Annotated in this window: 24 protein-coding genes; 8 read left to right on the top strand and 16 right to left on the bottom strand. The window is 61.3% G+C overall.

The genetic code is table 11. The features are described 5' to 3' along the window. Window positions 1–78: 78 nt before the first annotated feature. Genes gnd through J4E63_RS14230 form a run of 3 tightly spaced genes read left to right on the top strand, consistent with a single transcriptional unit; the run spans window position 79 to window position 3,418 of the window. The gene (gene gnd / locus J4E63_RS14240; protein ID WP_310650711.1) at window positions 79–1,083 is read left to right on the top strand and encodes a phosphogluconate dehydrogenase (NAD(+)-dependent, decarboxylating); all 1,005 of its coding nucleotides are present in this window, start codon (window positions 79–81) and stop codon (window positions 1,081–1,083) included. Continuing rightward, window positions 1,080–2,600, top strand: a complete 1,521-nt coding sequence (gene zwf / locus J4E63_RS14235) for a glucose-6-phosphate dehydrogenase (protein WP_207282383.1) — start codon at window positions 1,080–1,082, stop codon at window positions 2,598–2,600. Before gnd ends, zwf begins: the two co-directional genes overlap by 4 nt. Then, a complete protein-coding gene (locus J4E63_RS14230; protein WP_060742560.1) occupies window positions 2,597–3,418 on the top strand; it encodes a Cof-type HAD-IIB family hydrolase in 822 nt (273 codons plus the stop codon). Before zwf ends, J4E63_RS14230 begins: the two co-directional genes overlap by 4 nt. Window positions 3,419–3,523: 105 nt before the next feature. Here J4E63_RS14230 and nhaB read toward each other — a convergent pair whose 3' ends face one another. From nhaB to J4E63_RS14215, 3 genes are all read right to left on the bottom strand, one after another. Further along, on the bottom strand, window positions 3,524–5,026 hold the full coding sequence (gene nhaB / locus J4E63_RS14225; protein WP_207282382.1) for a sodium/proton antiporter NhaB: 1,503 nt from the start codon (window positions 5,024–5,026) through the stop codon (window positions 3,524–3,526). Window positions 5,027–5,121: 95 nt separating this feature from the next. Next, on the bottom strand, window positions 5,122–6,411 hold the full coding sequence (locus tag J4E63_RS14220) for a hypothetical protein (protein ID WP_207282381.1): 1,290 nt from the start codon (window positions 6,409–6,411) through the stop codon (window positions 5,122–5,124). A gap of 184 nt (window positions 6,412–6,595) precedes the next feature. Next, window positions 6,596–6,862, bottom strand: coding sequence for a hypothetical protein (locus J4E63_RS14215; protein ID WP_013693488.1), 267 nt, complete (start codon window positions 6,860–6,862; stop codon window positions 6,596–6,598). A gap of 341 nt (window positions 6,863–7,203) precedes the next feature. Here J4E63_RS14215 and J4E63_RS14210 point away from each other — a divergent pair, with 341 nt between their 5' ends. Then, entirely contained in the window at window positions 7,204–8,529 is a 1,326-nt protein-coding gene (locus J4E63_RS14210) for a sigma-54 dependent transcriptional regulator (RefSeq protein WP_192260445.1), read from the top strand. Between the two features lie 165 nt (window positions 8,530–8,694). Here the strand turns inward: J4E63_RS14210 and J4E63_RS14205 are convergent, their stop codons facing one another. From J4E63_RS14205 to J4E63_RS14165, 9 genes are all read right to left on the bottom strand, one after another. Then, complete coding sequence (locus tag J4E63_RS14205; RefSeq protein ID WP_207282380.1) at window positions 8,695–9,978, bottom strand: hypothetical protein; 1,284 nt, start codon at window positions 9,976–9,978, stop codon at window positions 8,695–8,697. A gap of 46 nt (window positions 9,979–10,024) precedes the next feature. Beyond that, window positions 10,025–10,771, bottom strand: a complete 747-nt coding sequence (locus tag J4E63_RS14200) for a hypothetical protein (protein WP_207282379.1) — start codon at window positions 10,769–10,771, stop codon at window positions 10,025–10,027. Window positions 10,772–10,830: 59 nt separating this feature from the next. Next, window positions 10,831–11,511, bottom strand: a complete 681-nt coding sequence (locus tag J4E63_RS14195; RefSeq protein ID WP_060742554.1) for a C39 family peptidase — start codon at window positions 11,509–11,511, stop codon at window positions 10,831–10,833. A 173-nt stretch (window positions 11,512–11,684) separates the two neighbouring features. Next, complete coding sequence (locus J4E63_RS14190) at window positions 11,685–12,662, bottom strand: heme utilization protein (RefSeq protein ID WP_207282378.1); 978 nt, start codon at window positions 12,660–12,662, stop codon at window positions 11,685–11,687. A gap of 59 nt (window positions 12,663–12,721) precedes the next feature. Further along, complete coding sequence (locus tag J4E63_RS14185; RefSeq protein WP_207282377.1) at window positions 12,722–13,315, bottom strand: adhesin; 594 nt, start codon at window positions 13,313–13,315, stop codon at window positions 12,722–12,724. Window position 13,316: 1 nt separating this feature from the next. Beyond that, the gene (locus J4E63_RS14180; RefSeq protein ID WP_207282376.1) at window positions 13,317–13,763 is read right to left on the bottom strand and encodes a hypothetical protein; all 447 of its coding nucleotides are present in this window, start codon (window positions 13,761–13,763) and stop codon (window positions 13,317–13,319) included. Window positions 13,764–14,084: 321 nt separating this feature from the next. Then, window positions 14,085–14,609, bottom strand: coding sequence for an AAA family ATPase (locus tag J4E63_RS14175; RefSeq protein WP_207282507.1), 525 nt, complete (start codon window positions 14,607–14,609; stop codon window positions 14,085–14,087). Next, entirely contained in the window at window positions 14,606–15,169 is a 564-nt protein-coding gene (gene pnuC, locus J4E63_RS14170) for a nicotinamide riboside transporter PnuC (RefSeq protein ID WP_207282375.1), read from the bottom strand. Before pnuC ends, J4E63_RS14175 begins: the two co-directional genes overlap by 4 nt. A 305-nt stretch (window positions 15,170–15,474) precedes the next feature. Then, window positions 15,475–17,109 carry a methyl-accepting chemotaxis protein gene (locus tag J4E63_RS14165; protein ID WP_192260439.1) on the bottom strand — a complete coding sequence of 545 codons (1,635 nt, stop codon included), beginning with the start codon at window positions 17,107–17,109 and terminating at the stop codon, window positions 15,475–15,477. A gap of 273 nt (window positions 17,110–17,382) precedes the next feature. On the opposite strand from J4E63_RS14165, the gene J4E63_RS14160 reads away from it, so the two are divergent. Together J4E63_RS14160 and J4E63_RS14155 are read left to right on the top strand one after the other, a co-directional pair. Then, a complete protein-coding gene (locus tag J4E63_RS14160) occupies window positions 17,383–18,213 on the top strand; it encodes an undecaprenyl-diphosphate phosphatase (RefSeq protein WP_207282374.1) in 831 nt (276 codons plus the stop codon). Continuing rightward, window positions 18,210–18,638 carry a DUF1294 domain-containing protein gene (locus J4E63_RS14155; RefSeq protein WP_207282373.1) on the top strand — a complete coding sequence of 143 codons (429 nt, stop codon included), beginning with the start codon at window positions 18,210–18,212 and terminating at the stop codon, window positions 18,636–18,638. The genes J4E63_RS14160 and J4E63_RS14155 overlap by 4 nt, the downstream gene beginning before the upstream one ends. A 66-nt stretch (window positions 18,639–18,704) precedes the next feature. On the opposite strand, the gene J4E63_RS14150 is transcribed toward J4E63_RS14155, so the two are convergent. Continuing rightward, entirely contained in the window at window positions 18,705–19,055 is a 351-nt protein-coding gene (locus tag J4E63_RS14150; RefSeq protein ID WP_060742546.1) for an MmcQ/YjbR family DNA-binding protein, read from the bottom strand. Continuing rightward, on the bottom strand, window positions 19,052–19,960 hold the full coding sequence (locus tag J4E63_RS14145; protein ID WP_207282372.1) for a LysR substrate-binding domain-containing protein: 909 nt from the start codon (window positions 19,958–19,960) through the stop codon (window positions 19,052–19,054). The genes J4E63_RS14150 and J4E63_RS14145 overlap by 4 nt, the downstream gene beginning before the upstream one ends. 129 nt (window positions 19,961–20,089) lie before the next feature. On the opposite strand from J4E63_RS14145, the gene J4E63_RS14140 reads away from it, so the two are divergent. Continuing rightward, window positions 20,090–20,698 (top strand): FMN-dependent NADH-azoreductase, encoded by a 609-nt coding sequence (locus J4E63_RS14140; protein WP_207282371.1) that lies wholly within the window; start codon window positions 20,090–20,092, stop codon window positions 20,696–20,698. 184 nt (window positions 20,699–20,882) lie between these two features. Beyond that, on the top strand, window positions 20,883–21,920 hold the full coding sequence (locus J4E63_RS14135; RefSeq protein WP_207282370.1) for a dienelactone hydrolase: 1,038 nt from the start codon (window positions 20,883–20,885) through the stop codon (window positions 21,918–21,920). On the opposite strand, the gene J4E63_RS14130 is transcribed toward J4E63_RS14135, so the two are convergent. Together J4E63_RS14130 and J4E63_RS14125 are read right to left on the bottom strand one after the other, a co-directional pair. Further along, the gene (locus J4E63_RS14130) at window positions 21,914–23,107 is read right to left on the bottom strand and encodes an MFS transporter (protein ID WP_207282369.1); all 1,194 of its coding nucleotides are present in this window, start codon (window positions 23,105–23,107) and stop codon (window positions 21,914–21,916) included. The genes J4E63_RS14135 and J4E63_RS14130 overlap by 7 nt on opposite strands. 377 nt (window positions 23,108–23,484) lie before the next feature. Continuing rightward, window positions 23,485–25,074, bottom strand: coding sequence for an ABC-F family ATPase (locus J4E63_RS14125; protein ID WP_003181279.1), 1,590 nt, complete (start codon window positions 25,072–25,074; stop codon window positions 23,485–23,487). Between the last annotated feature and the right edge of the window lie 113 nt (window positions 25,075–25,187).

Genomic DNA, 25,187 nt, shown 5'->3' with positions numbered 1-25,187 from the left:
GAATTACCCGGAAACTATGCAGCAATGCTCTGGACTAACCTCCATTAGTCGATAGTGTTAAATCTTTGACACACCTTTATTTGTAGTAGGGAGCATCAGCACATGCAACTCGGGATCATTGGACTGGGCCGCATGGGCGGCAATATTGCGCGGCGCCTGATGCTCAATGGGCACGCCACCGTCGTCTATGACCGCAATGCCGCTTTTGTCGAAAACCTGCGCCAGGAAGGCGCCACGGGCGTCGCAGACCTGCCGGCGCTGGTCGCCGGCCTGGAAAAGCCTCGGGCGGTCTGGGTCATGCTGCCGGCCGGAGCACCCACCGAAGACACCATCAACGTCCTCAGCGAACTGCTCGAGCCGGGCGACGTGATCATTGATGGCGGTAACACGTATTACAAGGACGACATCCGTCGCGCCCAGGCCCTGTCGGAAAAAGGCCTGAGCTACATCGATGTCGGCACCTCCGGCGGTGTTTGGGGCCTGGAGCGCGGTTACTGCATGATGATTGGCGGCGAGGCCGAGGTGGTGAAGCGCCTGGACCCGCTGTTCGACAGCCTGGCGCCGGGCATGGGCGATATCCCGCGCACCCGTGACCGCAAATCTGACGATGACCGTGCCGAGCGTGGCTACATCCACGCGGGCCCGGCGGGTTCGGGGCATTTCGTGAAGATGATCCACAACGGCATTGAATACGGCATGATGCAGGCCTTCGCCGAGGGCTTCGACATCCTCAAGACCAAATCCAGCGAAAGCCTGCCACCGGAGCAGCGTTTCGACCTGAACGTGGCCGATATCGCCGAAGTCTGGCGTCGCGGCAGCGTGGTGTCGTCCTGGTTGCTGGACTTGACCGCCGACGCGTTGGCCAGCGATCCGAAACTGGACGGCTTTTCCGGTGAAGTCGCCGACAGTGGGGAAGGGCGCTGGACCATCGAGGCCGCCATCGAGCAAGCAGTGCCGGTTCCGGTCCTGTCCAGCTCGCTGTTCGCCCGTTTCCGCTCGCGCCAGCAAAGTACCTACGGCGACAAAATGCTCTCGGCCATGCGCTTCGGCTTTGGCGGCCACGTGGAGACGCCGAAGAAATGACCTCGATCGCCAGCAAATCCAAGGCAGAACCCGCGCCGCCGACCACGTTGTTCCTGTTCGGCGCCCATGGCGATCTGGTCAAGCGCCTGCTCATGCCGGCGCTTTACCACCTCAGTCGTGACGGTCTGCTGGACGATGGGCTGCGCATCGTCGGGGTTGACCACAACGCCATCAGCGATGTGGATTTTGCCAAGAAACTCGAAGATTTCATCCGTAACGAAGCGGCGAGCAAGGGCGGTGATGCCGACCGCGCGCTCGACCCGGCGCTGTGGGCCAAGCTGGCCCAGGGCATCAGCTACGTCCAGGGTGACTTCCTCGATGACGACACCTACCAGGCGCTGGCGGCGAAAATCGCCGCCAGCGGCACCGGCAACGCGGTCTTCTACCTGGCGACCGCGCCGCGCTTTTTCAGTGAAGTGGTCGCCCGCCTCGGTGCGGCCGGGCTGCTTCAGGAGCAAGAGGGGGCTTTCCGGCGGGTGGTGATCGAAAAACCGTTCGGTTCCGACCTGCAAACCGCCGAAGCGCTGAACGCCTGCCTGCTCAAGGTCATGAGCGAGAAACAGATCTATCGCATCGACCATTACCTGGGCAAGGAGACGGTGCAGAACATTCTGGTCAGCCGTTTTTCCAACAGCCTGTTCGAGGCGTTCTGGAACAACCACTACATCGACCACGTACAAATCACCGCCGCCGAAACCGTCGGCGTGGAAACCCGTGGCAGTTTTTATGAACATACCGGCGCCCTGCGGGACATGGTGCCCAACCATCTGTTCCAACTGCTGGCGATGGTGGCCATGGAGCCGCCAGCGGCGTTTGGGGCCGACGCCGTACGTGGGGAAAAGGCCAAGGTCGTCGGGGCGATCCGGCCCTGGTCGGTGGAACAGGCCCGCGCCAACTCGATCCGCGGCCAGTACACCGCCGGTGAAGTCGCGGGCAAGGCGGTGACCGGTTATCGCCAGGAAGCCAACGTCGCCGCCGACAGCCACACCGAGACGTACGTGGCCCTCAAGGTCATGATCGATAACTGGCGTTGGGTGGGCGTGCCGTTCTACCTGCGTACCGGCAAGCGCATGAGCGTGCGGGACACGGAGATCGTCATCTGCTTCAAGCCGGCGCCTTACGCGCAGTTTCGCGACACTGAAGTCGACGAACTGCAACCCACGTACCTGAGAATCCAGATTCAGCCCAATGAAGGCATGTGGTTCGACCTGCTGGCCAAGCGGCCAGGGCCGGCGCTCGACATGGCCAATATCGAATTGGGCTTTGCCTATAAGGACTTCTTCGAAATGCAGCCGTCCACGGGTTACGAAACCCTGATCTACGATTGCCTGACCGGTGACCAGACCCTGTTCCAGCGCGCCGACAACATCGAAAACGGCTGGCGTGCCGTGCAGCCGTTCCTCGATGCCTGGCAGCAGGACGCAACGGTCCAGCCCTATAAGGCCGGTGAAGATGGCCCGGCGGCCGCCGACGACTTGCTGACTCGCGACAATCGCGTCTGGCATGGCCTCGGATGAGCGATCTGGTGAAGCACCCCATCCGGTTTTTACTCAGCGACATGGACGGCACACTGCTGCTGCCTGATCACAGTCTCAACCAGCGCACCATCGCTGCGGTTCGCGCATTGCGTGAAGCCGGTGTGCTGTTCAGCCTCGCCACCGGGCGGCCGCCGCGGGCCATGCTGCAGCAGATCGAGGCCCTGGGCGTCGACCTGCCCACGGCGGCGTTCAATGGCGGCACGCTGGTTCATCCCGACGGCAGCTTCCTCGCTGTCCATTACCTGCCGCCGGAGGCTGCACTGGCCACACTGGCGCTGTACGCCGATCAACCGGGCATCGAAGTCTGGGTATTCGCCGATGGCGACTGGCTGGTGCGCGACGCCCACGGGCCGATGGTGCCGGTGGAGACGCGGGGCCTGGGCTACCCGCCGGTCGAAGTCGAGAGTTTCGAACCCTACCTGGAGCGGATCGACAAGATCGTCGCCACCAGCGCCAACACCGACCTGCTGGTGGAGCTGGAGGCTCGGCTGCATCCGCTGCTCAAGGGCCAGGCCCAGGTGTCGCGTTCGCAACCGATCTACCTGGATGTGACGGCGATGAAGGCGAACAAAGGGGAAGCGCTGTCGACCCTGGCCGCCTTCCTCGACGTGCCGCTGGAGCAGACCGCGGCCATGGGCGACGGCGGCAACGACCCGGCGATGTTTCACCGGGCGGGATTATCGATTGCCATGGGCCAGGCGGAGGAGGCGATCAGGCGCCAGGCGGATGTAGTGACCGCCGCCGTGACCGAAGACGGCGCAGCCCTGGCGATCGAGCGGTACATCCTGCCGCGATAGACCGCCCAAATCTCTGTGGGAGCGAGCTTGCTCGCGATAGCGGTCTGTCATTCAACATGAATGCTGGCTGAAACCTCATCGCGAGCAAGCTCGCTCCCACAAGGGTTACAGCCAGTACGTCACCGCATACCAGCCCAAACCGCCCATCACCACGGTGTAGGGCAGGGCCATCCAGACCATCCGGCCATAAGACAGGCGAATCAGCGGTGCAATCGCCGAGGTCAGCAGAAACAGGAAGGCAGCCTGGCCGTTCGGTGTCGCGACGCTCGGCAGGTTGGTGCCGGTGTTGATGGCCACCGCCAGGGTCTCGAACTGTTCGCGGCTGATGTGGCCGGAGATGAAGGCCTGCTTGACCTCGGTGATGTAGATGGTCGCCACGAACACGTTGTCGCTGATGGCCGAGAGCAGGCCGTTGGCAATGAACAACATGCCGGGCTGCTGGTCGGCGGGCAAGGCCAGGACCCACTGGATCAGCGGCGTGAACAACTGCTGGTCGTGAATGACCGCCACCACTGCAAAGAACACCACCAGCAGCGACGTGAACGGCATGGCGTCCTTGAACGCATTGCCCAGTCGATGCTCGTCGGTGATGCCGGTGAAGGCGGTAATCAACACAATGACCATCAAGCCGATCAGGCCGACTTCGGCAATGTGCAAGGCCAGGCAGACGATCAGGATAAGCGCGGCAAGACCCTGGACGATCAGGGCTGCGCGCTGGCGTGCGGTGCGTTCGCGATTGTCCTGCTCAGCGTAATCGGCCAGCACGGCACGGACATTGTCCGGCAGCAGCGTGCCATAACCGAACCAGCGCAGCTTTTCCAGCGCCACGCAGGTCAGCAGCCCGGCAACCAGCACTGGCAGCGACACAGGAGCGACTTTCACGAAGAAATCAGCGAAATGCCAGCCCATCTCATGGCCGATCAGCAGGTTCTGCGGTTCGCCCACCAGGGTGCAGACGCCGCCCAGCGCTGTGCCGACGGCACCATGCATCAGCAGGCTGCGCAGGAATGCCCGGAACTGGTCCAGGTCGCCATGGTGCAGCGACGGCATGTCGTGGTCTTCATCGATGCTGCTGTCCTGGCGTGGATCGTTGCCCGATGCCACGCGGTGGTACACCGAATAAAACCCCACCGCGGCGCTGATGATCACCGCCGTGACGGTCAAGGCATCGAGGAACGCCGACAGAAATGCCGAAAGAAAGCAGAACATCAAGGCCAACAGCGCCTTGGAGCGCACACCCAGGAGCAGGCGCGAGAACAGGAACAGCAGCAGGTCCTTCATGAAGTAGATTCCGGCCACCATGAACATCAGCAGCAGGATGACCGGGAAGTTGTGCAGCAATTCATCGTACAGCGCCTTGGGTGTGGTCATGCCCAACAGCAGGGCTTCGACCAGTAGCAGCCCACCGGGCATCAGCGGGTAGCATTTGAGGGCCATGGCGAGGGTGAATATGAACTCCACGACCAGCATCCAGCCGGCGACCACCGGGCCGAGGGTCCACAGCACCACGGCATTGAGAACCAGAAAGGTGATGATGCACGCCTTGTACCAGCGCGGTGACTGCCCAAGAAAGTTGTGCGCGAAAGCTTGAGCCATCGAACCGGACATTGGCTGCTCCTTTTAATTAGAAGCGCGCAACTTGCCGTAACAAATGGGGAATATCAAGCGTAGGCATGAATACCGTTCGCCCACGACGATCTGACTCAGGCCCAATACCGCGCAACCACTGCTCGATAGTGCCCCTGGAGCGAGTAGCCGCCCACCAGGATTCTGCCGTCAGACTGCATCGCCAGGGCGGTGGCGGTGTCCAGGCTGTAGCCGAGTCGCGTGCGAACCCAGCCTTTGCCTTCACCGAAGTCCGGATCGAGGCTGGCATCCGGCAAATGCCGGGCGAGCACGAAGTCGGCTTCGATACCGCCGATGGTGGCGCCAGCGGTCACCAGCTTGCCGTCCGGTTGAAGCTGGGCCGCCGTCCACTGGCTGGCGTTGCGCCCGATCGCCATGAGCTGGCACTGGCCCTGGTTGCAATGACGGTCCGGCGTGCCGTCCAGGCGCACTTTCAGGGACAGGCTATGCATCGGATCGCGGCTGCTGCCAAAGGCTTGTAGATCGCCGTTCGCATCCTGAACGATCTGGCTGACCATCACGCTATGACCCTGCGCCAGGATGGACAGGAAGCCCTCTTCGCCGAAGCTGTCATCGAGCTTGCCGCTGCTGTCATAACGGGCGATCAAGCCATGCTGGGGCAAGTCGATGGCGCCGCCGACGACAATATGGCCGTCAGCCTGGAGCATCAGGCAGCCGAGCCAGGTATTTTTCAACGCGCGTCGGACCATCACGAAACCGCGACCGTTGAACGAGGTATCCAGGGCCCCGTCCGGCAGGAGCCGGATCAGTACGCCGACATGGTCGGACAATTGGTAGTGATGGTTGGCGAGCAAGAGGATCCGGCCATCGGCCTGCACTTGCATGTCGCAGGCCTCGAGCCCCGGCACACCGGGCGGCAGCCAGGGATCGCGCAGGCCTTGGGAGAGGTGGCCGCAGAGCCGGATGATGTGTCGGCCAGCGTTGCCGAAGTTCTGGACGGCATGGCCCTGTTGATCGAACAGCGCCAGTGCGGGAAGGGTGTGCTCGTTGTTTTCATAGTGCAGGCCGGACAGCAGGATATGCCCGTCGGGTAGCTCGATCACTTTGCCCGCCGTCGCTTCGAAGCCCTGTTCGAACGCGCCGATCACGCAGCCATGGCTGCCGAAACCCGGATCGGTCGAACCATCATGGTTGAGTCGTGCCAGCCCGAACCGGCTGCCATGGGCGGTCTCGATCCTGGCCGCGACCAGGATTCGGTCGGCACGGTCGAGGGTCAATCCGGTGATCAGGCTCGAGGTGCTGCCTTCGAAATGAACCCAGGCTTTGCCGTTGGCGGCAAAGCCTGGGTCAAGTTTCCCGGCGTGGGTCACGGCCGGGGGGAGTTCAAACGCGAACTGATCGAGCATGCCTGCCTCTCCTTGCGTGTCGACCGGCCCGAACGGGCGATGACTGCATGAGGGCAACATTCAATCCCTGAATGTGACAATGCACAACTGTCAGGTACTGCAGTTACAGGGGCGATGCGTGCCATAACAATGGCTTTGCAACCCAATGCCAAGCCTGCAATCGATAACAGGCTCTGGCGGCGTTTTATTCAGGCATCGACCAGGATTGCAAGGTGTAGCCTTCCTGGCTCAATTCGGCACGGGCCTGTTTCAACAGATCGGCCAGTTGGACCGGGTCGGTATAGGCGCTGCTTGGAATCTGAGTGCGGCCAATATGGGTATTGGTGCGGTCGATGACGGTCAGGCTAAGTTCGCCGTTACCGTCTTGTGGAGCCCAGGCCACGCATTGGAAAGGACGGAATGCGCGGTCGGCAATCAAAAGAGCTTCGTTGATACGGAGCGGGGCGTTCATGGCATTTTCTCTTAAGTGTGCCCAAACAAATGATGTGCCGTCGGTTGGGCGTACCGTGCGGCTGGTTACTTGTACTGATGTCCCGAACCCGTAGGCGGGTCACACATTATTTAAATAAATTTCGATTTTCTTTCAGACCAGGCTTTTGCTCTTTTGTTTGAAAGCTTCCTGAAAGAAAACCGCCCGCAACAACTAACGAAACGCTCGCTTATAACCACTTTGACGTGTTCTCGATAATCAATTGATACAAGGGCGCGTCAACTTCTTGCTACTGTTACATGCAGGTTTGCCAAACGACTGTTTCTAATCATATTTCTTTATTTTGGCGCCAAGGATCAGTCATGATCGAAGCCAGTACGTCACGTCGTCTGCTCGTGGTTGATCCCTGCGACGATTGTCATCGCTTATTGCCAGGTCTGCGTGCCATTGGTTGGGACGTGGACAGTTGTGCCCTCGAACACGCCGGCGATCGAACCTGTGACGTCGGCCTGTTGCGTTTGCAGCCTTTTCACCTGGAGCGTCCGGAAGCGGTCAAGGAGTTGATCAGCCGGAGCGGCACCGAATGGATCGCCGTGCTCAGCCAGGAAGTATTGCGCCTGCAAAACGTCGGTGATTTTGTCTGCGAATGGTTTTTTGACTTCCATACCTTGCCGTTCGACGTGTCCAGGGTCCAAGTAACACTGGGCCGGGCGTTTGGCATGGCGCGCTTGCGGGGGCAGGGCTCGATTCACATCGATCGGCCCGAACATGAACTGCTGGGTGACAGCAAGCCGATCCGCGAACTGCGCAAGTTATTGAGCAAGTTGGCGCCTGCCGAGTCGCCGGTGTTGATTCGCGGCGAAAGCGGCACTGGCAAGGAATTGGTGGCGCGCACCCTGCATTGTCAGTCTCATCGGCGCAACAAGCCGTTCATCGCCATCAACTGCGGCGCCATTCCGGAACACCTGATCCAATCCGAGCTGTTCGGGCATGAAAAGGGCGCGTTTACCGGCGCTCACCAACGCAAGATCGGACGGATCGAGGCAGCCCACGGGGGCACGCTGTTTCTCGATGAAATTGGTGACCTGCCGTTGGAGCTGCAGGCCAACCTGCTGCGTTTCCTGCAGGAAAAACACATTGAAAGGGTCGGTGGCAGCCAGCCGATTGCGGTCGATGTGCGAGTCTTGGCGGCGACCCATGTGGACCTTGAGGCGGCCATTGAGCAAAAGCGTTTTCGCGAAGATCTCTACTACCGCCTGAACGTGCTGCAAGTGGCGATGGCGCCCTTGCGCGAACGCCATGGCGACCTGGCGATGCTCGCCAGTCACTTTTCCCATTTCTACAGCCAGGAAACCGGCCGCCGCCCCCGCAGCTTCAGCGAGGATGCATTGGTGGCGATGGGCATGCACGACTGGCCCGGGAATGTGCGGGAGCTGGCCAACCGCGTCCGTCGCGGGCTGGTGCTGGCCGAAGGGCGGCAAATCGAAGCCCGGGACCTCGGCCTGGCCAGCCACCAGGGCGTCGCGGCGCCGATGGGCACGCTGGAGGATTACAAGACCCGCGCAGAGCGCCAGGCCTTGAGCGATGTGCTCAACCGGCACAGCGACAACCTGAGCGTGGCTGCCCGGGTGCTGGGCGTATCCCGGCCGACGTTCTATCGTTTGCTGCACAAGCACCAGATTCGCTAGAACAGCCTACACACAACCCATTGTGGGAGCGAGCTTGCTCGCGATAGCGGTCTTTCATTCAGTATCACAATGCTGACTGAAAAAACCTTATCGCGAGCAAGCTCGCTCCCACAAGGGTTGTGCAGTGCCCTTGGGATAGGTGTCCATCACATATCCCTGAGGGCATCAGAAGTAATACGGGAATTTCAGGCTAAAGGTGAAATCCGGCGCATCGTCGGTCAGCCCGATGGACAGGTTGGGCACGATGGTCAGGTTGTCGGATGCGGCGACGGTCATGCCAATGTTGAAGTAACCGGCGTTGGCATCGCTGGAGGTCACCGATTCCCAGTCGCCACCGTCTTGTTTGAGCTTGCTTTTCTTTTGGATCAGGTCAGAGACCGAGAACGACATACTCATCTTCTCGTTCAAGGCGAAGGCAATGCCCGCACCGAGCTGGAAGCTGTCGCCGATCCGCACTTTGCCCGGTACCTTCTGGTTGACTGTGGAACTGATGTCGTCGAACGATTCTTCGAAGTTATGGGTGTAGGACAGGGTACCGAACAGGACCGCCGGGTCGAAGGTCTTGACCAGCGAGAGCCCAGGCGTGATCGACCACACGCCGTTGCCGGTGGGCAGGTCGTCAGGTACGAACAGGTTGGTGTTGGCCTGGGATTGGCGCAGCTTGATGCCAAACGGGTCCTTGCCGGTGGGCGCCTTGACCCGCAGGGTGACCACCGCGTCCGGAGAGTTGATCGACTCATCCATGAACTTGTAGGCGATGCCGAAGTTGACGTCGCCGATGGTCGGGTCGCGGGTCACGGTTTCTTCGCTGGTGACTCCGGCCGCGCCGTTGTTCGCGCCGCCTGACTGATACGTGGATTCGCGGTAGATCACCGGCACGTTGAGGTCGAACTGCCAGCGATTATCGAAGTTATAGCGGCCGGTAAGGTCCAGCGTCCAGGTGTCGGCCTTGATCCGGTCGAGGTTGATGTTGCCCAGGAAAATCGAATCCAGGGCCAGGAAGCCGTTGAGGATCAGTTGCCGCGTGTCGTAGCGCGAATAGGTCACGCCGGTCTCGAAACTGAACTTGCCGCCGCCGAAGAAGCCGCTGGCCTCGTCATAGAGATTGGAGACACTCTGGGCCGGCTGGGAGTCATCGGCCAGGGATTGCCCATAGCCGCTGCCGCCGGCCGTTGTCGCGCCACCGCCGGCCACGGTCTGGTTGCCTTTCATGTCGGCCGGGGATTTGGCCAGGCGCTTGGGCTGCGGCGCGGTGGGTTGGTCCTCTACCTGGCGGACCCGCTGTTCGAGCACCGCCAGGGCTTTCTGCTGGACCTCGTATCGCTGCTTGAGCTCAAGAAGTTCCTGTTTCAGGGCCTCGATGTCGGCGTCCGGGGCCGCCTGCAGCACGGCCGCCGGGAACAACGTGCTTAAACACATCACAGCGCGCAACGATACGGATCGATACATGAAATATGCCGTCCCTATTTGCCCAATGGTCGGAGATCAGCGTAGTTCAATAACCGAGGTTACGGAGGCCGCGCAGTTGGGTCAGGTTGCAGTCCAATGCCCCGGCACTGGGGCCGTTGTTGTTCAGCACCACGTTGAGCTGCGTCATGTTGTTGACCAGGTTGCTATTGCCCAGCAGGCGAGTGTTCTGCAGCAAGCCGCCCTGGGCCACTTGTTGCAGGGTACCGCCCTGGTTGTGGCTGGCCTGGATCGCCATCTGCACGCCGTTGCCGGTGGCGGTGACCGCGACGCTACCGGCGGCGTTGCTGCCGCTGATGGTCTGGCCCTTGGTCAGCAGTTGGCCCTGGGAAGGCACGAGCGCCGGCGCCTGGTTGCTCTCTTTCACATTGATGTTGACGTTGTTGTAGGCCGTGTTGCCGTCGCCGGCGGCACGCACGCTCTGGGTCACGCCCTGGCTCGTGCCAAGGCCGGCGCCACCGGTAATGTTGCCGCTGCCCTGTTCCGGGGCGCTGCCATTGCCGGTCTGCTTGATGGTGGAGACATAGAACTCGGGTTTGACGGTGGCGGCCTGGATCTGCATGGTGCTGGTAGCGCCGATCAAGTCACCGCTGGCGTTGCGCCAGGTACTGCTCATGACGATGCCGAAGCTGATGACTCGGCCGGGCATGACATAACGACCGCGCAGCTCGGCAAGCTCCTGGTCCTTGACTTCGATGGGTTTGAAGCCGGCATGGGCATAGCCCGAGGCGGTCGCGAGCAGGCAGGCCAGCGACAGCCAGTGTGACGTTTTCATGTGCTGCTCCCGGAGCGTCCTGCTCCTTTTTTGTACTTATTGTTGGCAGTGGTCGGCGATTAGAAAAAGTCGCTCTGTATGAAGCCGAAGTCCATCAGTTCCGCATCCCTGACCGGGTTGAAACCGTCCAGCTTGTTACGGGCTGTCAGGGGTTGAGGAGGGCTGCGTAGTGCATTGGTCTTGTCGTAGCCCGGGCCGACGATCGCAAAGACGATGCCGTTCCAGCCTTTGACGAACTCATCGTGGGTGTAGCGCTTGTGCCCCAGCACCGGGTCGCCGATGTAGACCCATTGCTTGTCGGCCCGCTGCAACACCACGAAGTGCTTGTAGCCGCGTATTTCCATCAGGACTACCACCGGAATCGTCACCGCTTCGAGTTTCTCTGGCGGTATGCGATAGCCTCGGGCACGCATGCCGATGGTCTCCACGTAGCGCTTCATGTCCAGCATGGAAAACCCCTGGGTGCGAACCAGGTTCTGGTCGGCATTGACCAGCATGCCTTTGATGACGTGCTCTTCATCGACGTCAAGCCAATAGGCCTGGCGCAGCACCGTGGCCAGCGCGGCGGCGCCGCAACTGAAATCGGTTTTCTGCTCGACGATGTCGCTGAATTTACGCTCGCGTACGCTTTGCACCGGTTTGTAGACCAGCATGCCGCCAGGCAGGGCGGCGACCGGCATCTGCGCCGCTTCAGCCATACACGTCAGGCAGAGCAGCAGGGAAACGGCAGTGACACGCATGATCAATACGCCTAGTGGACGTCCAGGAAAAAGCCCCCTGTGGGGGCGAGCCTGTGGGACCAAAGCTTGCTTGCGATAGCGGTTTTAAAGCCAGCAGAGGGGCCGTACGTGACGACCTCGATCGCGAGCAAGCTGTGCTCCCACAGAGCTACTACCCCCACAGTGGTACTTTTTTACATGCAAGCCTTGCAGCCGGCCGCGATGGACAGCGAGTTGCTTTGCTGGTTGCCCACGCCTGCCGACACGTTGGCACCGCCGTTACCGGAGAAGCCGTTCATGGAGTTGGTCATGGTGGCGTTGTTGATCACAGGGTTTTTCCAACCGTCGCGGGTCAGCACCTGCTGGGTGTTGCTGCCGGCCAGTTCGAAAGTCCCCACGGCGGAGAACTTGAACTTGTCGTCATCATGGCCGCCGCCGTAGCCGCCTCTGTTGTCCCAGCCGCCATGATCGTTGTCTTCGGCGGTACCGGTACCTTTGGCCTTGAATGTGCCTGAGGCGCTGTAGGTGCTGGTGAGGGTGTCGGTCTTGTAGGTCCGCACGCCTTTGTTGTCGACCACAAGGCCGGTGGAGGACTGGTCAGCCGAGGCCGAGGCCTGTGCGACACGGCCCCCGGATACGGCGATGGCCAGGTTGTTTTTCTGCTGGTTGAAGTTCCCGGCGGTCACGTTGATACCGATGTTGCCGGAGCCGTTGTTGCCCGCATTGGTGAGCGAGGCGTTGTTTTGCGTGGAGTTGTTCTTGACGTAGTTGTTGTTATTGACCTGCGTGGCGCTGGAGGCGGCGACAGCCGAGCCGAAGATGAAGCTTTCGTCGGCGGTGGCCAGGGCGGCGGCGTTGTCCTGCTGGTTGCCGTCGCCGCCGGCAATGTTGGCGCCCATGTTGCCGTTGCTGCCATTGAGCGAGTCTTTGGCTTCGGCGGTGTTTTTGGTGGCCTGGTTGGTCACCACGTTGCCGTCGCTGTTCTGCTCATCCAGCACCGCGGCCCCAGCCCCGGCACTGATGGAGAGCAACTGGTCCAGCGTCGGCCCTTGCTGATGCCCGTGACCATTGCCATGGCCATTATGGTTACCGTTTCCTCCAGCCTGTGCAGCCATTGCCATGACAGCGGCGAGAGCGAAAACCAATGGTTTGAGTGCCATTGTAGGTTTCATGGTGTTTCTCCTTGCGTGTCGTTGGTTAAGTGTCGGTACTTTCTTATGTAGCCCCCGGGTCAATCAGCGACCCGGATGCTCAGGGTGTTAGCCATTCGGTTCCCCACCCCGGCGCTCTGGTTCACCTGGATTACCCCTCGGCTGCCGGTGAAGGCCTGGTCGCTGGTAACGACCTGGCGACTGCCGGTTGGGGCGCCAGTTGCTCCTGAGTTCGGTAACAACGCCACGTTCTGTTGAGACAGGGCGCTGTCGTCCATGCTCTGCGGATGAGCACTGATGCCCACCCGCATGACATTGGCCATCTGGTTGTTGGCCCCGGCGGACTGGTTGAGGCCCAGCACGCCGTTGCCGTTGCTGAAGGAGTGGCCACCGATGCGGGCGGTGGCGTTCATGGAAGGGTTGGCCTGGGTGTCGACACGTTGCTGCACGTGGGTGCTTGCCTGGGCGTGGCTGCCAATGGCGATGGCCCGGGTGTTGGTTTGTTGGATCTGGTCGCCGGCCGCCTGGTTGACGTTGAAGTTGCCGGTGTAATGGCTGCCGGAATCCTGCAGGTTGGCGCTGCTGACCACCGCAACACCCGAATCGGCAAATACGGTGAAAGAGCTGAGCAGGGAAAGCACGATCAGGGCGAGTAGGAACAGCACGGGCTTCATGTCACTGTCCTCCCGCCAGCCGACCCAGCGGGGCCAGGCCGGAACTCAACGAGCGGTTGATGGTGCCGGAGATCGCGCCACCACTACCGCCACCGTGACCGGCATTCATGCCCGGCATGCCGTTGGGGTTGGTGACCACGTTCAAACCCTGCACACCGGTATTGGGGGTGACAATGTTGCGGATCGACGAGCCGCTGGCCACGCTGGCGAACTCGCCATCGCTCAGTTCGGTGCTGGCGGTCGCTTGGTTGATTCGTGCGGAGGGGTTGGCATTGACGGTGGTCGGGTAGGGGTCTTTGCCGCCGTTGCGACCGATTGCGATGGGTTGTACGTCACGGCTGAGCACGATGACGCCGTTGCCCTCGGCCTGTACTGGCAGGCTGAGCGTTGCGCTGGCGGCGCAGCCGATCACTAGCAGACAGGTCAAACTTCTTTTGAAAGTCCCCACGGCATCGATTCCTTCTTCGGTGGGCTGGCCCTGGTCCAGCGTTGCGAAATGAGGAAGAGCAGGTGTTGTGCCGTGTTTTGAAATGCCTGCCAATTCAATGGGTTGGATTAAGGCAGGGAGCGCCGGGAAGGGATACTGTTTCAGCGTTGAGACAGGCGCATGACGGCCAAATGGCCATCAGCCGTTCCAGGGCTCTGGATCCAGGCTTTCAGGCGAGTGTTTCAGCAGCTTGACAGTCTTGATGACAAGGGCATGAAACGGGGTTGAATCAGGGTTTGGTACGAGTGCGCTGTTTCAGAAGTGAAACAAATCAAGCGGCGCTCAGGCTTCAAGCAGTTGGGTAACGGCTGTAAACACCTGCTGGCGGCGTTGCACCCAGTTGCCCTGAATGATCTGGAAAGGTTGCCGATGTCGCCTCAGCCAAGTCTCGATCGCCTGGAAAAACGTCAGCCGTTCCGTCAACTCGGGCTGGCAACGCAAACCGTCGCCCGTCCATTCGACCTGCTCAGGGCTCAACAACAGGTGCAGGTCGTAATGACGGGCCAGCAGCGCCGGTTCGAGCCACTCCGGGCAATCGCCGAACAGGGTCTGGCTCCAGAGGATGTTACTCAACAGGTGAGTGTCGAGGATCAGCAGCGCCGGCCGATGGGCACGGGCCTGGTCTTCCCAGGCCAGTTGGCCGGAGGCGATGTCGGTGATGTCGGCCAGGCAGGTATCGCGTTGGGTCTGCTCCATGAAATGGCGCACGTACTCATCCACCCGCATTCCACCGAAGTGTTCCTGCAATTGCGCCGCCAGCCAGCTCTTGCCGCTGGATTCCGGGCCGGTCAGGACCACCACCTTCATGCGCGCAGGGCCGGGTCGGCGCGCCATTCGCGCCAGCCTTGCACGGCCAGCAGCGTGAACAGGGCATAGAGTGCGGCGGTCAGGTGCAAGCCCTTGTAGATGAACAAGCCAACGAAGATCACGTCCAGGGCGATCCACAGCGGCCAGCATTGCACGCGTTTTTGCGCCATCCACCACTGGGCCACGAGGCTGAACCCCGTGAGCGCGGCGTCGAGCCAGGGCTGGGCGGCGTCGGTCCAGTGGGCCATGGCGGCACCCAACAGCAAGCTGCCCGCCGCGCCCATGGCCAGGCCGAGCAACACCGATGGTCCACCGAGGCGGCTGACCTGGCGCCCATCATGATTGCGCCCGGCACGGGTCCATTGCCACCAGCCGTAGAGTTGCAGCACCGCGTAGACAACCTGCAGCAGCATGTCCGAGTACAACTTCACCTCGAAAAAAATCCAGCTGTACAGCAGCACCATGACCAGGCCGATCGGCCAGCACCAGGGGTTCTGCTTGACGGTCAACCAGACGGCGATCACGCCGAGGGCTGCGGCAAACAGTTCAAGCCCGGACATGGCGGTTCCTTGGGAAAGAGGAGAGGGCGGCGATTGTAAACGCTATGGCGTGGAGAGCTCCAATACCAATGTCGAATGGGCTGCCGCCATCGCGAGCAAGCTCGCTCCCACAAGGGATTCGGGGTTGACACCCAACCTGAGACCCATGCAAAACCAATGTGGGAGCTGTGAATACCAAGCTTGGAACCAAACCAATGTGGGAGCGAGCTTGCTCGCGATAGCGGTGGGTCAGCTTGCATCAATGCTGAATGTGCGACCGCCATCGCGAGCAAGCCCGCTCCCACACAGGGATCATCTACCGATCTTTAGACTCGGAATTGCTTGAGCAACCCGTTCAACTGTTCACTCAGTGCCTTGAGGCGGCTGCTTGCCTGGCTGGATTGTTCGGCGGCCATGGCGGTGCTGTGGGACAGTCCGGCGGCCTGGGTGACGTTTTGGTTGATGTCTTCCACCACATGGGCCTGTTGCAGGGTGGCGCTGGCGATGGAGGCGTTCAGGCTGTTGAGGTTGCGCAGGGCCTGGCCGATGGCGTTGAGGCTGGCACCGGCGAGGCCGGCCTGTTCGATGGTCAGTTGCGAGGCACGGCTGCTGTCGCCGATGACTTTCACGGCGGCTTCGGAATGGGTTTGCAGGCGCTCGATCATCGCCTGGATCTCGGCGGTGGATTTCTGTGTACGCTGGGCCAGCAACCGCACTTCATCGGCGACCACCGCAAAGCCTCGGCCTTGCTCGCCGGCACGGGCGGCCTCGATCGCGGCGTTGAGGGCCAACAGGTTGGTTTGTTCGGCGATGGAGCGAATCACCTCCAGCACACTGCCGATCTGGGTGCTTTCACTCGCCAGGGTGCGAATCACTTCCACGGCTTGATCGATGGTCTGGGACAGGCGGTCGATCTGCTGCAAGCTGCCATCGATGTTGACCTGGCCTTGCTGGGCCTGGGATTCGGCGTCGCGCATCTCACTGGCCGCGTGCTCGGCATTCTTGGCCACATCCTGCACGCCATAGGTCACTTCGTTGATCGCGGTGGCCACCAGTTCCATTTGCTGCGACTGCTGTTGGCTGCGTTCCTGGGCTTGAGCCGCGTCGTTGCCCAATTCGCTGGAAGATTGCCCCAGTGCACTGGCCGACTCCTGCAACTGGCTCACCACCTGGCGCAATTTGGCGGTAAAGGCGTTGAAGTGCCGGGCCAGTTGGGTGACTTCGTCCTGGCCGTGGGTGTCGAGGGTGCGGGTCAGGTCGCTCTCGCCACTGGCGATGTTGGCCATGGCGTTCACCGTTTCCTGCAACGGACCGACGATGCTGCGTACGATCAGGGTCAACAGCAGGCCCATGAGCAGGGTGATGACCAGGCCGACCACCGAGGCCTTGATCAGTTGGGATTGGAACTCGGCCTGGACGTCATCGATGTACACGCCCGACCCGATGACCCAGCCCCAGGGCTCGAACAATTGGACGTAGGAGGTCTTGCCCACCGGGGCCTCGGCGCCCGGTTTCGGCCAGAGATAGTTGATCATGCCGGCGCCCTTGGACTTGGCGATGGCAACCATCTCGTTGAACAGCGCATAACCGTTCGGGTCACGGATGGCCGAGAGGTTCTGGCCTTCAAGCTTCGGATTGGTCGGGTGCATGACCATGACCGGTGTCAGGTCGTTGATCCAGAAATAGTCGCTCTGGTTATAGCGCAGGCCACGCACGGCGCTGAGGGCCTGTTTTTGCGCGGCGTCGCGGGTCAGGGTGCCAGCGGTTTCCAAACCATGGTAGTAGGTCAGCACACCGCTGGCGGTCTGCACCACGTGCTGGGTTTTTTGCACTTTTGCCTGATAGAGGTCGGTGTGGATCTGTTTAAGCATCAACGCGCCGAGCGTGAACAACATCACGATGGCCACGATCAGGATGAGCCACAAGCGTCGGCTGATCGACACACTGCGCAAGCTATTCATACGCTGTCACTCCGGGTTCTTATTCTTGTCATTAACGACGGCCGGCACTTTAGCGCCCGGCGGCTATCCATGATTGATCTGGGTCATAACGCGGCAGCGTTATCAGGGCTTGTCTGATAGGATTTCGGCCCCGCAGCGCAAAACCTGAGCCTGTTCTGATTTTTCATTGGTTTTTTTTGAAAGGTCGCGGTTATCGTGCAGCCGCTGCGTGTACCTGCATGACACTTGAATATTGATAAGACCTGCATGAACAGCGTCTTTTTTGGGGGATGAATGGATTTGTGGACTGCCTTTTCGGCACTGATTCTTGGCGTAGTGGAAGGTTTGACGGAGTTTCTGCCGATTTCCAGCACGGGACACCAGATCATTGTCGCCGACTTGCTCGAGTTCGGTGGCGAACGAGCGATGGCATTCAACATCATCATCCAGCTTGGCGCGATCCTCGCGGTGGTCTGGGAGTTTCGGCGCAAGATCTTCGACGTGGTGCTGGGCCTGCCGACGCAACCCGGCGCCCGCCGGTTTACCGCCAACCTGCTGATCGCTTTCCTGCCTGCGGTGGTCTTGGGCGTGCTGCTTGCCGACTGGATCCACCACTATCTGTTCAACCCGATCACCGTAGCCGCCGCGCTGGTGGTGGGCGGTGTGGTGATGCTCTGGGCCGAGAAGCGCCAGCACCAGGTGCACGCCGAAACGGTGGACGAGATCTCCTGGAAGGACGCGTTGAAGGTCGGCCTGGCCCAGTGCATTGCGATGATCCCGGGCACCTCCCGTTCCGGTGCGACCATCATTGGTGGCTTGCTGTTTGGCCTGTCGCGCAAAACCGCTACCGAGTTCTCGTTCTTCCTGGCGATGCCCACCATGGTCGGCGCGGCCGTCTACTCAGGCTACAAGTACCGCGAACTGTTCGTTCCGGCGGATTTCCCGGTGTTCGCGATTGGTTTCGTCACGGCGTTCATTTTCGCCATGATCGCGGTCAAGGGCCTGCTGCGGTTCATCGCCAGTCACAGCTACGCCGTGTTCGCCTGGTATCGCATCGCCTTTGGCCTGTTGATCCTGGCCACCTGGCAGTTCGGCTGGGTGGACTGGACCGCCGCCAAGCCATGAACGATTCGGGCGCCCGTAAACGCGCAGGGGGCAATGCCGGCGGCGGTGTGCAGCACCTGCGGCTCAAACTGATGGTCTTTGCGCTGCTCTGCGCCTTGCCGCTGTTCGGCTCGCTGCTGTTCGGGCTGCGGGCGGTGTCGTGGGTGCCGATGGCAGCCTACGGCGTCGTCAGTGTGGTGGCGTTCCTGCTGTACTGGAGCGACAAGCGCAAGGCGCGCGCCGAGGCCTGGCGCACCCCGGAGAACGTGCTGCATGCACTGGAACTGGCCGGCGGATGGCCTGGAGCCTTGCTGGCCCAGCAGCTGTTTCGCCACAAGACCCGCAAAGTCTCGTTTCAAGTGGTGTTCTGGTTCATCGTACTGTTGCACCAGGTGTTCTGGATCGACCAGTTATTCCTGGGCGGTTTTCTGTTGGCGTTGTCCTAGACAGCCAGCTCGACTTCAAACCTGTGGGAGCGAGCTCGCGATGGCGTTGGTTCAGTCGCGCCGCCACTACAGCAACAACCCAACTTGGGTACGCTTCGGTAACTTGCCGACCACCAATTGATGCGAGCGTTGCAGCAGGCCACGCAGTTCTTCGGCCCCCAGCGGGTAGGGCACCTGCATGATGACCCACTGGGCCCGTGCCAGGTAAGGCGCGGGGTGAATGCCTGGCCGGTCGCAGTGACCCAGGAACAGATCCTTGTCGACCTTGAACGCCAACGAGTCGCCCCGCAGGCCCTGGAGGGCGAACATCTTGTTCCCGGCAATGGAAAACACCCGCACGCCGCCCCATTTGTAGTCTTCCCTGGCACCGGGCAAGCCCAGGCAGAACTGCGCGACATCCTCTTCGCTCAAACTCATAGCGTTCTATCTCCACAGCCCTCGAAGGCTTCCACCAAATGATCGATCCAGGCGCGCACCGCTGGCAACATGCCGCGCCGATGCGGGTAGACCGCCTGCAGCCAGCCGTCGGGCAACGACCATCCCGGCAGCAGTTCCACCAGTGTGCCGTCCCGCAATTCCTGCTCGCAATACATGCTCGGCAATAAAGTGAAGCCCAGGCCGGCGAGGGTGCAGGCCCGACGCACAATGAAGTCATCGATGCCCAGGCGGGCCTCCAGGCTCAGTTCCACACGCTGTCCATCGGCCTTGACCAGACGCAGATGCACCAGGCGATCGGCTTCCAACGCCCCCAGCACCGGCAGCGCTTCCAGATCGTTCGGGGTCTCGATTCGCCGTCCTTCGACGAAGGCCGGGCTGGCCACCAGCATCAGTCGTGCCCGGCGCAAACGCCGGGTCATCAACAGCGGGTCTTCGTCCCCCAGGTCACGCACGCGCAACGCCACGTCGATGCCTTCGCCGATCAGGTCCACCCGGCGGTTGAGCAGGGTCATGTCCAGTTGCACCAAGGGGTATTTCACCAGGAAGGTTTCGATCACCACTGGCAGGAACTGGTGGGCCAGGCCCACGGGGCTGGACACCCGCAATCGGCCGCGGGGCTCGCTGGACATGCTCGCCACCGCTTCGTCGGCCATCTCGGCCTCCAGCAACATGGCCTGGCAATGGCGCAGATAACGTTCGCCAACCGCCGTCAATTTCAACTGGCGGGTGGTGCGCTGGAGCAACCGGGCGCCGAGGCGTTCTTCCAGCTCGGCGATACGCCGTGACAACCGCGATTTGGGAATGCCCAGCAAGCGCCCGGCCGCCGCGAAACCACCGGCTTCGACGACTTTGGCGAAATAGTACAAGTCATTGAGGTCTTGCATGGTGAACTCGATTGTCCTGTGAGTGGGACAAACTATCGCATTTATGCTGACTTATCGATCATTGGCTTCATCGATAGGATAGTCGCCAATTGATCGCCTGGTTGCGGTCCTCATTTGGAGAGCATTGATATGAAACTGCTGCACATCGATTCGAGCATCCTCGGCGACAACTCCGCTTCCCGCCAATTGAGCCGTAAAGTGGTTGAAGCCTGGAAAGCTGCCGAGCCAGGCATCACCGTCACCTACCGTGACCTGGCCGCCGATGCCATCAGCCATTTTTCCGCCCAGACCCTGATCGCCGCCGGTACCAGTGCCGAACTGCGTGACGCGGCCCTGAAGCACGAAGCGGATCTCAGCGCGTCGGCGATGGCCGAGTTCTTGGCCGCTGATGCGGTGGTCATCGCCGCTCCGATGTACAACTTCAGTATTCCGACCCAACTCAAGGCCTGGATTGACCGCATTGCCGTCGCCGGCCAGACGTTCCGCTACACCGAAGCGGGCTTCGAAGGCCTGTGCGGTGGCAAGAAGCTGGTGATCGTTTCCACCGCCGGTGGTGTGCACGCCGGGCAGCCGAGTGGTGCAGGCCATGAGGATTACCTGAAAGTGATGTTCGGTTTCCTGGGCATCACCGACATCGAATTCGTCCGTGCGGAAGGGCTGGCCAAGGGCGATGACATGCGCAATAAGGGCATGAACGAAGCCCAGGCGCAGATCGGCGAACAGTTCGCCGCTGCGTAAAACCTGCGTAAAGGCAGCAAGCGCTTCGGGCAACCTTCGCAAAACCCTGTATTCTCGTCGTCATTGGATGGTCGGGATGCAGGGTTTTGCTGCATTCGGCGCCGAGGATTCTGGCGCAGGATATGCACGGCCAAGTGTGCGAGCGACGGGGCCTTCCCGGGCGCTGGTGAAGGTGGAAGATTCGATGACACGTTTTGGTGCAGCGCTGCTGCTTTGCTGGTTAGCCAGTCTCGGTTCCGTGCAGGCCGCACCTGGGCCGCATCCGCATTGGAGCGCGGGTTTCCATGAACTGAGCTTTCTCGATCCGCTGGACCGGCAGCCGATGCACGCCATCGCCTTCTATCCGTCCACCGACCGGGAACAATCCAGCCTGTTGGGCGGCTACCAGATCGATGCCGCGCCGGACGCCCAGATCGCCATCGGCCGCTTCCCGCTATTGATGTTGTCCCATGGCAACACCGGCACGCCGTTGGCCCTGCATGACCTGGCCACCTCGCTGGCGCGCAAGGGGTTTGTCGTGGTGGCGGTGATTCATCCCGGCGACAATGCCCAGGATCACAGCCGCCTTGGCACCCTGAGCAACCTGTACGGGCGGCCGATCCAGATTTCCGAAGCCATCACCGCAACGCTCAATGACCCGATGCTGTCGCCGTTCGTCAACGCCGGTCAGGTCGGGGTGATCGGCTATTCGGCCGGTGGCGAAACCGCGCTGATCCTGTCCGGTGCGACGCCGGACCTCAATCGTCTGCGCCGCTACTGCGCGGAGCGGCCGGACGATCATGACGCCTGTAACACCCAGGGCGAACTGATCGCCGACCGCGATGACCTGCAACCCGTGGCCGACCCCAGGGTCCGGGCGCTGCTGCTGATGGCGCCGTTGAGCCTGAAATTCGGTCGTCATACGTTGGCCGATGTCCATGTGCCGGTGCTGCTGTACAGCGGCGATGGCGACAAACTCGTGGCTTTCGACAAGAATGCCGCCGCCTTGGCCCGTAAGCTGCCCACCGCACCGGATTTCAAGACCTTGGCCGGCGCAGGCCATTTTGTCTTCCTGGCGCCGTGCACCGAGGAGCAGATCGCCGCGATGCCAGCGCTCTGCACGGATGCCGACGGTGTCGATCGCAAGGACATCCACCGCACCATGATTTCCGAGGCCGGCCGCTTCTTCGGCGAGGCCTTGGGCAAGCCGACCCGGGCAGGGCTGAAGACGGCCGATCAATAAAGGGCGTTTGTCGCTCGACGACGCAGTAGCAGGGTCAGGCCCAGGCCGATGACCGACAGCAAGGCGGCACAGAAGAAGATCGACGAATAGCCCAGGTTCAATGCCACCGCGCCCATCAACGGGCCGGCAATCGCCAGTGCCAGGTCAAAGAACACCGCGTAGGCGCTCAAGCCTGCGCCTCGACTGGTGTTGGGCACTTGCTTGATGGCCTCCACCCCGAGCGCCGGATACACCAGCGACAACCCGAAGCCGGCCAATCCGGCACCGACCAAGGCGAACGGGGTGGACGGCGCCAGCCACAGCAATGCCAGCCCGAGGGTTTCGATGCTCATGCAGGCAATGGCCGAGTTGAAGCCACCGAAGCGGGCGATGCTGGAAATGAACAGTAACCGCGCCAGGATGAAGCAGATGCCGAATACCGTCAGGCACCACGCCGCGCCGGTCCAGCCGCGGCTGATGTAAAACAGTGTGATGAACGTGGTGAGCGTGCCGTAGCCGATCGATGCCAGGCTCAGGCCCGCCCCGTACGGCGCGATGCGCGCAAACACCGCCCAGAAAGGCAAGCGCTCGCCGCGAATGACCGGCACCGACGGCTTGTTGCGAATCATCAACAGCGCAGCGCCCGCCAGCAACGACAACGCAATACCCAGGCTGGCGAAACCCAGTTCATCGACCATCACCACCCCCAACGGCGCGCCAATAGCGATGGCCCCGTACGAAGCGATACCGTTCCAGGAAATCGAGCGGGCGGTGTGCTCCACCCCCACCTGGCCCATGCACCAACTGATGGTGCCCACGCCAATCAGCCCCTGGGCCACGCCGAGCAGCAAGCGGCCGGCGATCAGAATCAACAGGCTGGGTAGCGCAAAGCTTTGCAGCAAGGTCGAGATCAGCGTCAGCACGCCACTGAGCACAATCCCCGACAACCCATAGACAATCGCCCGCTTGGTGCCGACGCTGTCCGACAACCGCCCGGCCATGGGGCGGCTGAGCAGGGTCGCCAGATACTGTGAACCGATGGTCAGCCCGGCCACCACCGCGCTGAAGCCCAATTGTTCATGGACATACCCGGGCAGCACGGCAATCGGCAGGCCGATGCAGAGGAAGGCGATGAAGGTGTAGAACACGATGGAGACGATCTGCAGGGTGATCGACAGAGAACTGGGGGCAGAGGAGGGCGTGGGCATGGGGCTCGTTCGCGGGCGGCGGTAAGAGAGCCTCATCATGGCGCGAGGAGGGCGTAAAAGGAAGCAGGCTAACTAAATGTGTTGGGAGACTGGGTGTTCAGGCTGGATTGGTGGCGCATGTGCAGCCGCCATCGCGAGCAAGCTCGCTCCCACAAGGAGGTTGGGCCCTAACAAAAATGGAGGAGCGCCACAGACCCAATGTGGGAGCGAGCTTGCTCGCGATGGCGGCGGGTCAGGTAATACGGTGCGACTGTCAGGGCCTCATCGCGAGCAAGCTCGCTCCCACAGGTTTTTACCCCGCTGAAATACAAAAAAGCCCTGTCACAGTGGACAGGGCTTTTTACTTGCCGCTTGAAGCTTACAACTCGGAGCGGGCCTTAGAACACCACACCCTGGCTGCGCAGGTAGTCGTCATAGGTGCCGCTGAAGTCGACCACGCCGTCGGCGCTCAGTTCGATGATGCGGGTGGCCAGGGACGATACGAACTCCCGGTCATGGCTGACGAAGATCAAGGTGCCCGGGTAGTTTTCCAGCGCCAGGTTCAGCGCTTCGATGGATTCCATGTCCAAGTGGTTGGTCGGTTCGTCCATCACCAGCACGTTTGGCTTCTGCAGGATCAACTTGCCGAACAGCATGCGGCCCTGTTCACCACCGGAAATGACCTTGACCGACTTGAGGATCTCGTCGTTGGAGAACAGCATGCGGCCCAAGGTGCCACGCACCAGTTGTTCGCCGCCCTGGGTCCATTGGCCCATCCAGTCGAACAGGTTGACGTCGTCTTCGAAGTCATGGGCATGGTCCTGGGCGTAGTAGCCCAGTTCCGCGGCGTCGGTCCACTTCACGGTACCGGCATCCGGTTCCAGTTCATTGACCAGGGTGCGCAGCAAGGTGGTCTTGCCGATACCGTTCGGGCCAATGATCGCCACGCGCTCACCGGCTTCGACGGTGAAGCTGAAGTCCTTGAACAGCGGTTTGCCGTCGAAGCCCTTGGCCATGCGTTCGACAATGACCGCCTGGCGGTGCAGTTTCTTGGTCTGCTCGAAACGGATGAACGGGCTGACGCGGCTCGATGGCTTGACCTCGGCCAGCTGGATCTTATCGATCTGCTTGGCACGGGAGGTGGCCTGCTTGGCTTTCGAGGCGTTGGCCGAGAAACGGCTGACGAACGACTGCAGTTCGGAAATCTGCGCTTTCTTCTTGGCGTTGTCCGACAGCAGTTGCTCGCGGGACTGGGTCGCCACGGTCATGTACTCGTCATAGTTGCCCGGGAACAGGCGCAGCTCGCCGTAGTCCAGGTCCGCCATGTGGGTGCAGACACTGTTCAGGAAGTGACGGTCGTGAGAGATGATGATCATCAGGCTCGAACGCTGGGTCAGCACGTTTTCCAGCCAGCGGATGGTGTTGATATCCAGGTGGTTGGTCGGCTCGTCGAGCAGCAGCACTTCCGGGTCGGAGAACAGCGCCTGGGCCAGCAGCACACGCAGTTTCCAGCCTGGCGACACTTCGCTCATCGGGCCGAAATGCTGCTCGATGCCAATCCCCAGGCCCAACAGCAGTTCACCGGCGCGGGATTCGGCGGTGTAGCCGTCCATCTCGGCAAACTCGGTTTCCAGCTCGGCCACGGCCATGCCGTCTTCTTCGGTCATTTCCGGCAGCGAATAGATGCGGTCGCGCTCGGCCTTGACCTTCCACAGCTCTTCGTGACCCATGATCACGGTGTCGATCACGGTGAATTCTTCGTAGGCGAACTGATCCTGGCGAAGTTTACCCAGGCGCACGTTCGGTTCGAGCATGACCTGGCCGCCGGACGGCTCGAGGTCGCCGCCGAGGATTTTCATGAAGGTCGACTTGCCGCAACCGTTGGCACCGATCAGGCCGTAGCGGTTACCCGCGCCGAACTTGACAGAGACGTTTTCGAACAGTGGCTTGGCGCCGAACTGCATCGTGATGTTAGCTGTAGAGATCAAAGGTTTATCCTGCGGAACATTCAGAGTAGCTAAGGGTGCGGCAGTACCTGTTCAGTACCTGTTTGCGCACGTTCCGACCGCGCAAAGGCGTCGTGGTCGCAAGCGCAAGGGTC

Source organism: Pseudomonas sp. FW300-N2F2, from assembly GCF_017351655.1.
In the GTDB taxonomy this organism is placed as follows: Bacteria; Pseudomonadota; Gammaproteobacteria; order Pseudomonadales; family Pseudomonadaceae; genus Aquipseudomonas; species Aquipseudomonas fluorescens_AA.
This window is presented reverse-complemented; position numbering and strand designations above follow the sequence as displayed.

What these genes read in the sequence shown, in the direction of transcription:
- zwf (WP_207282383.1), top strand. Translation starts at nt 1,080, where the DNA reads ATGACCTCGATCGCCAGCAAATCCAAGGCAGAACCCGCGCCGCCGACC.
- J4E63_RS14230 (WP_060742560.1), top strand. Translation starts at nt 2,597, where the DNA reads ATGAGCGATCTGGTGAAGCACCCCATCCGGTTTTTACTCAGCGACATG.
- nhaB (WP_207282382.1), bottom strand. Translation starts at nt 5,026, where the DNA reads ATGTCCGGTTCGATGGCTCAAGCTTTCGCGCACAACTTTCTTGGGCAG.
- J4E63_RS14220 (WP_207282381.1), bottom strand. Translation starts at nt 6,411, where the DNA reads ATGCTCGATCAGTTCGCGTTTGAACTCCCCCCGGCCGTGACCCACGCC.
- J4E63_RS14215 (WP_013693488.1), bottom strand. Translation starts at nt 6,862, where the DNA reads ATGAACGCCCCGCTCCGTATCAACGAAGCTCTTTTGATTGCCGACCGC.
- J4E63_RS14210 (WP_192260445.1), top strand. Translation starts at nt 7,204, where the DNA reads ATGATCGAAGCCAGTACGTCACGTCGTCTGCTCGTGGTTGATCCCTGC.
- J4E63_RS14205 (WP_207282380.1), bottom strand. Translation starts at nt 9,978, where the DNA reads ATGTATCGATCCGTATCGTTGCGCGCTGTGATGTGTTTAAGCACGTTG.
- J4E63_RS14200 (WP_207282379.1), bottom strand. Translation starts at nt 10,771, where the DNA reads ATGAAAACGTCACACTGGCTGTCGCTGGCCTGCCTGCTCGCGACCGCC.
- J4E63_RS14195 (WP_060742554.1), bottom strand. Translation starts at nt 11,511, where the DNA reads ATGCGTGTCACTGCCGTTTCCCTGCTGCTCTGCCTGACGTGTATGGCT.
- J4E63_RS14190 (WP_207282378.1), bottom strand. Translation starts at nt 12,662, where the DNA reads ATGAAACCTACAATGGCACTCAAACCATTGGTTTTCGCTCTCGCCGCT.
- J4E63_RS14185 (WP_207282377.1), bottom strand. Translation starts at nt 13,315, where the DNA reads ATGAAGCCCGTGCTGTTCCTACTCGCCCTGATCGTGCTTTCCCTGCTC.
- J4E63_RS14175 (WP_207282507.1), bottom strand. Translation starts at nt 14,609, where the DNA reads ATGAAGGTGGTGGTCCTGACCGGCCCGGAATCCAGCGGCAAGAGCTGG.
- pnuC (WP_207282375.1), bottom strand. Translation starts at nt 15,169, where the DNA reads ATGTCCGGGCTTGAACTGTTTGCCGCAGCCCTCGGCGTGATCGCCGTC.
- J4E63_RS14165 (WP_192260439.1), bottom strand. Translation starts at nt 17,109, where the DNA reads ATGAATAGCTTGCGCAGTGTGTCGATCAGCCGACGCTTGTGGCTCATC.
- J4E63_RS14160 (WP_207282374.1), top strand. Translation starts at nt 17,383, where the DNA reads ATGGATTTGTGGACTGCCTTTTCGGCACTGATTCTTGGCGTAGTGGAA.
- J4E63_RS14155 (WP_207282373.1), top strand. Translation starts at nt 18,210, where the DNA reads ATGAACGATTCGGGCGCCCGTAAACGCGCAGGGGGCAATGCCGGCGGC.
- J4E63_RS14150 (WP_060742546.1), bottom strand. Translation starts at nt 19,055, where the DNA reads ATGAGTTTGAGCGAAGAGGATGTCGCGCAGTTCTGCCTGGGCTTGCCC.
- J4E63_RS14145 (WP_207282372.1), bottom strand. Translation starts at nt 19,960, where the DNA reads ATGCAAGACCTCAATGACTTGTACTATTTCGCCAAAGTCGTCGAAGCC.
- J4E63_RS14140 (WP_207282371.1), top strand. Translation starts at nt 20,090, where the DNA reads ATGAAACTGCTGCACATCGATTCGAGCATCCTCGGCGACAACTCCGCT.
- J4E63_RS14135 (WP_207282370.1), top strand. Translation starts at nt 20,883, where the DNA reads ATGACACGTTTTGGTGCAGCGCTGCTGCTTTGCTGGTTAGCCAGTCTC.
- J4E63_RS14130 (WP_207282369.1), bottom strand. Translation starts at nt 23,107, where the DNA reads ATGCCCACGCCCTCCTCTGCCCCCAGTTCTCTGTCGATCACCCTGCAG.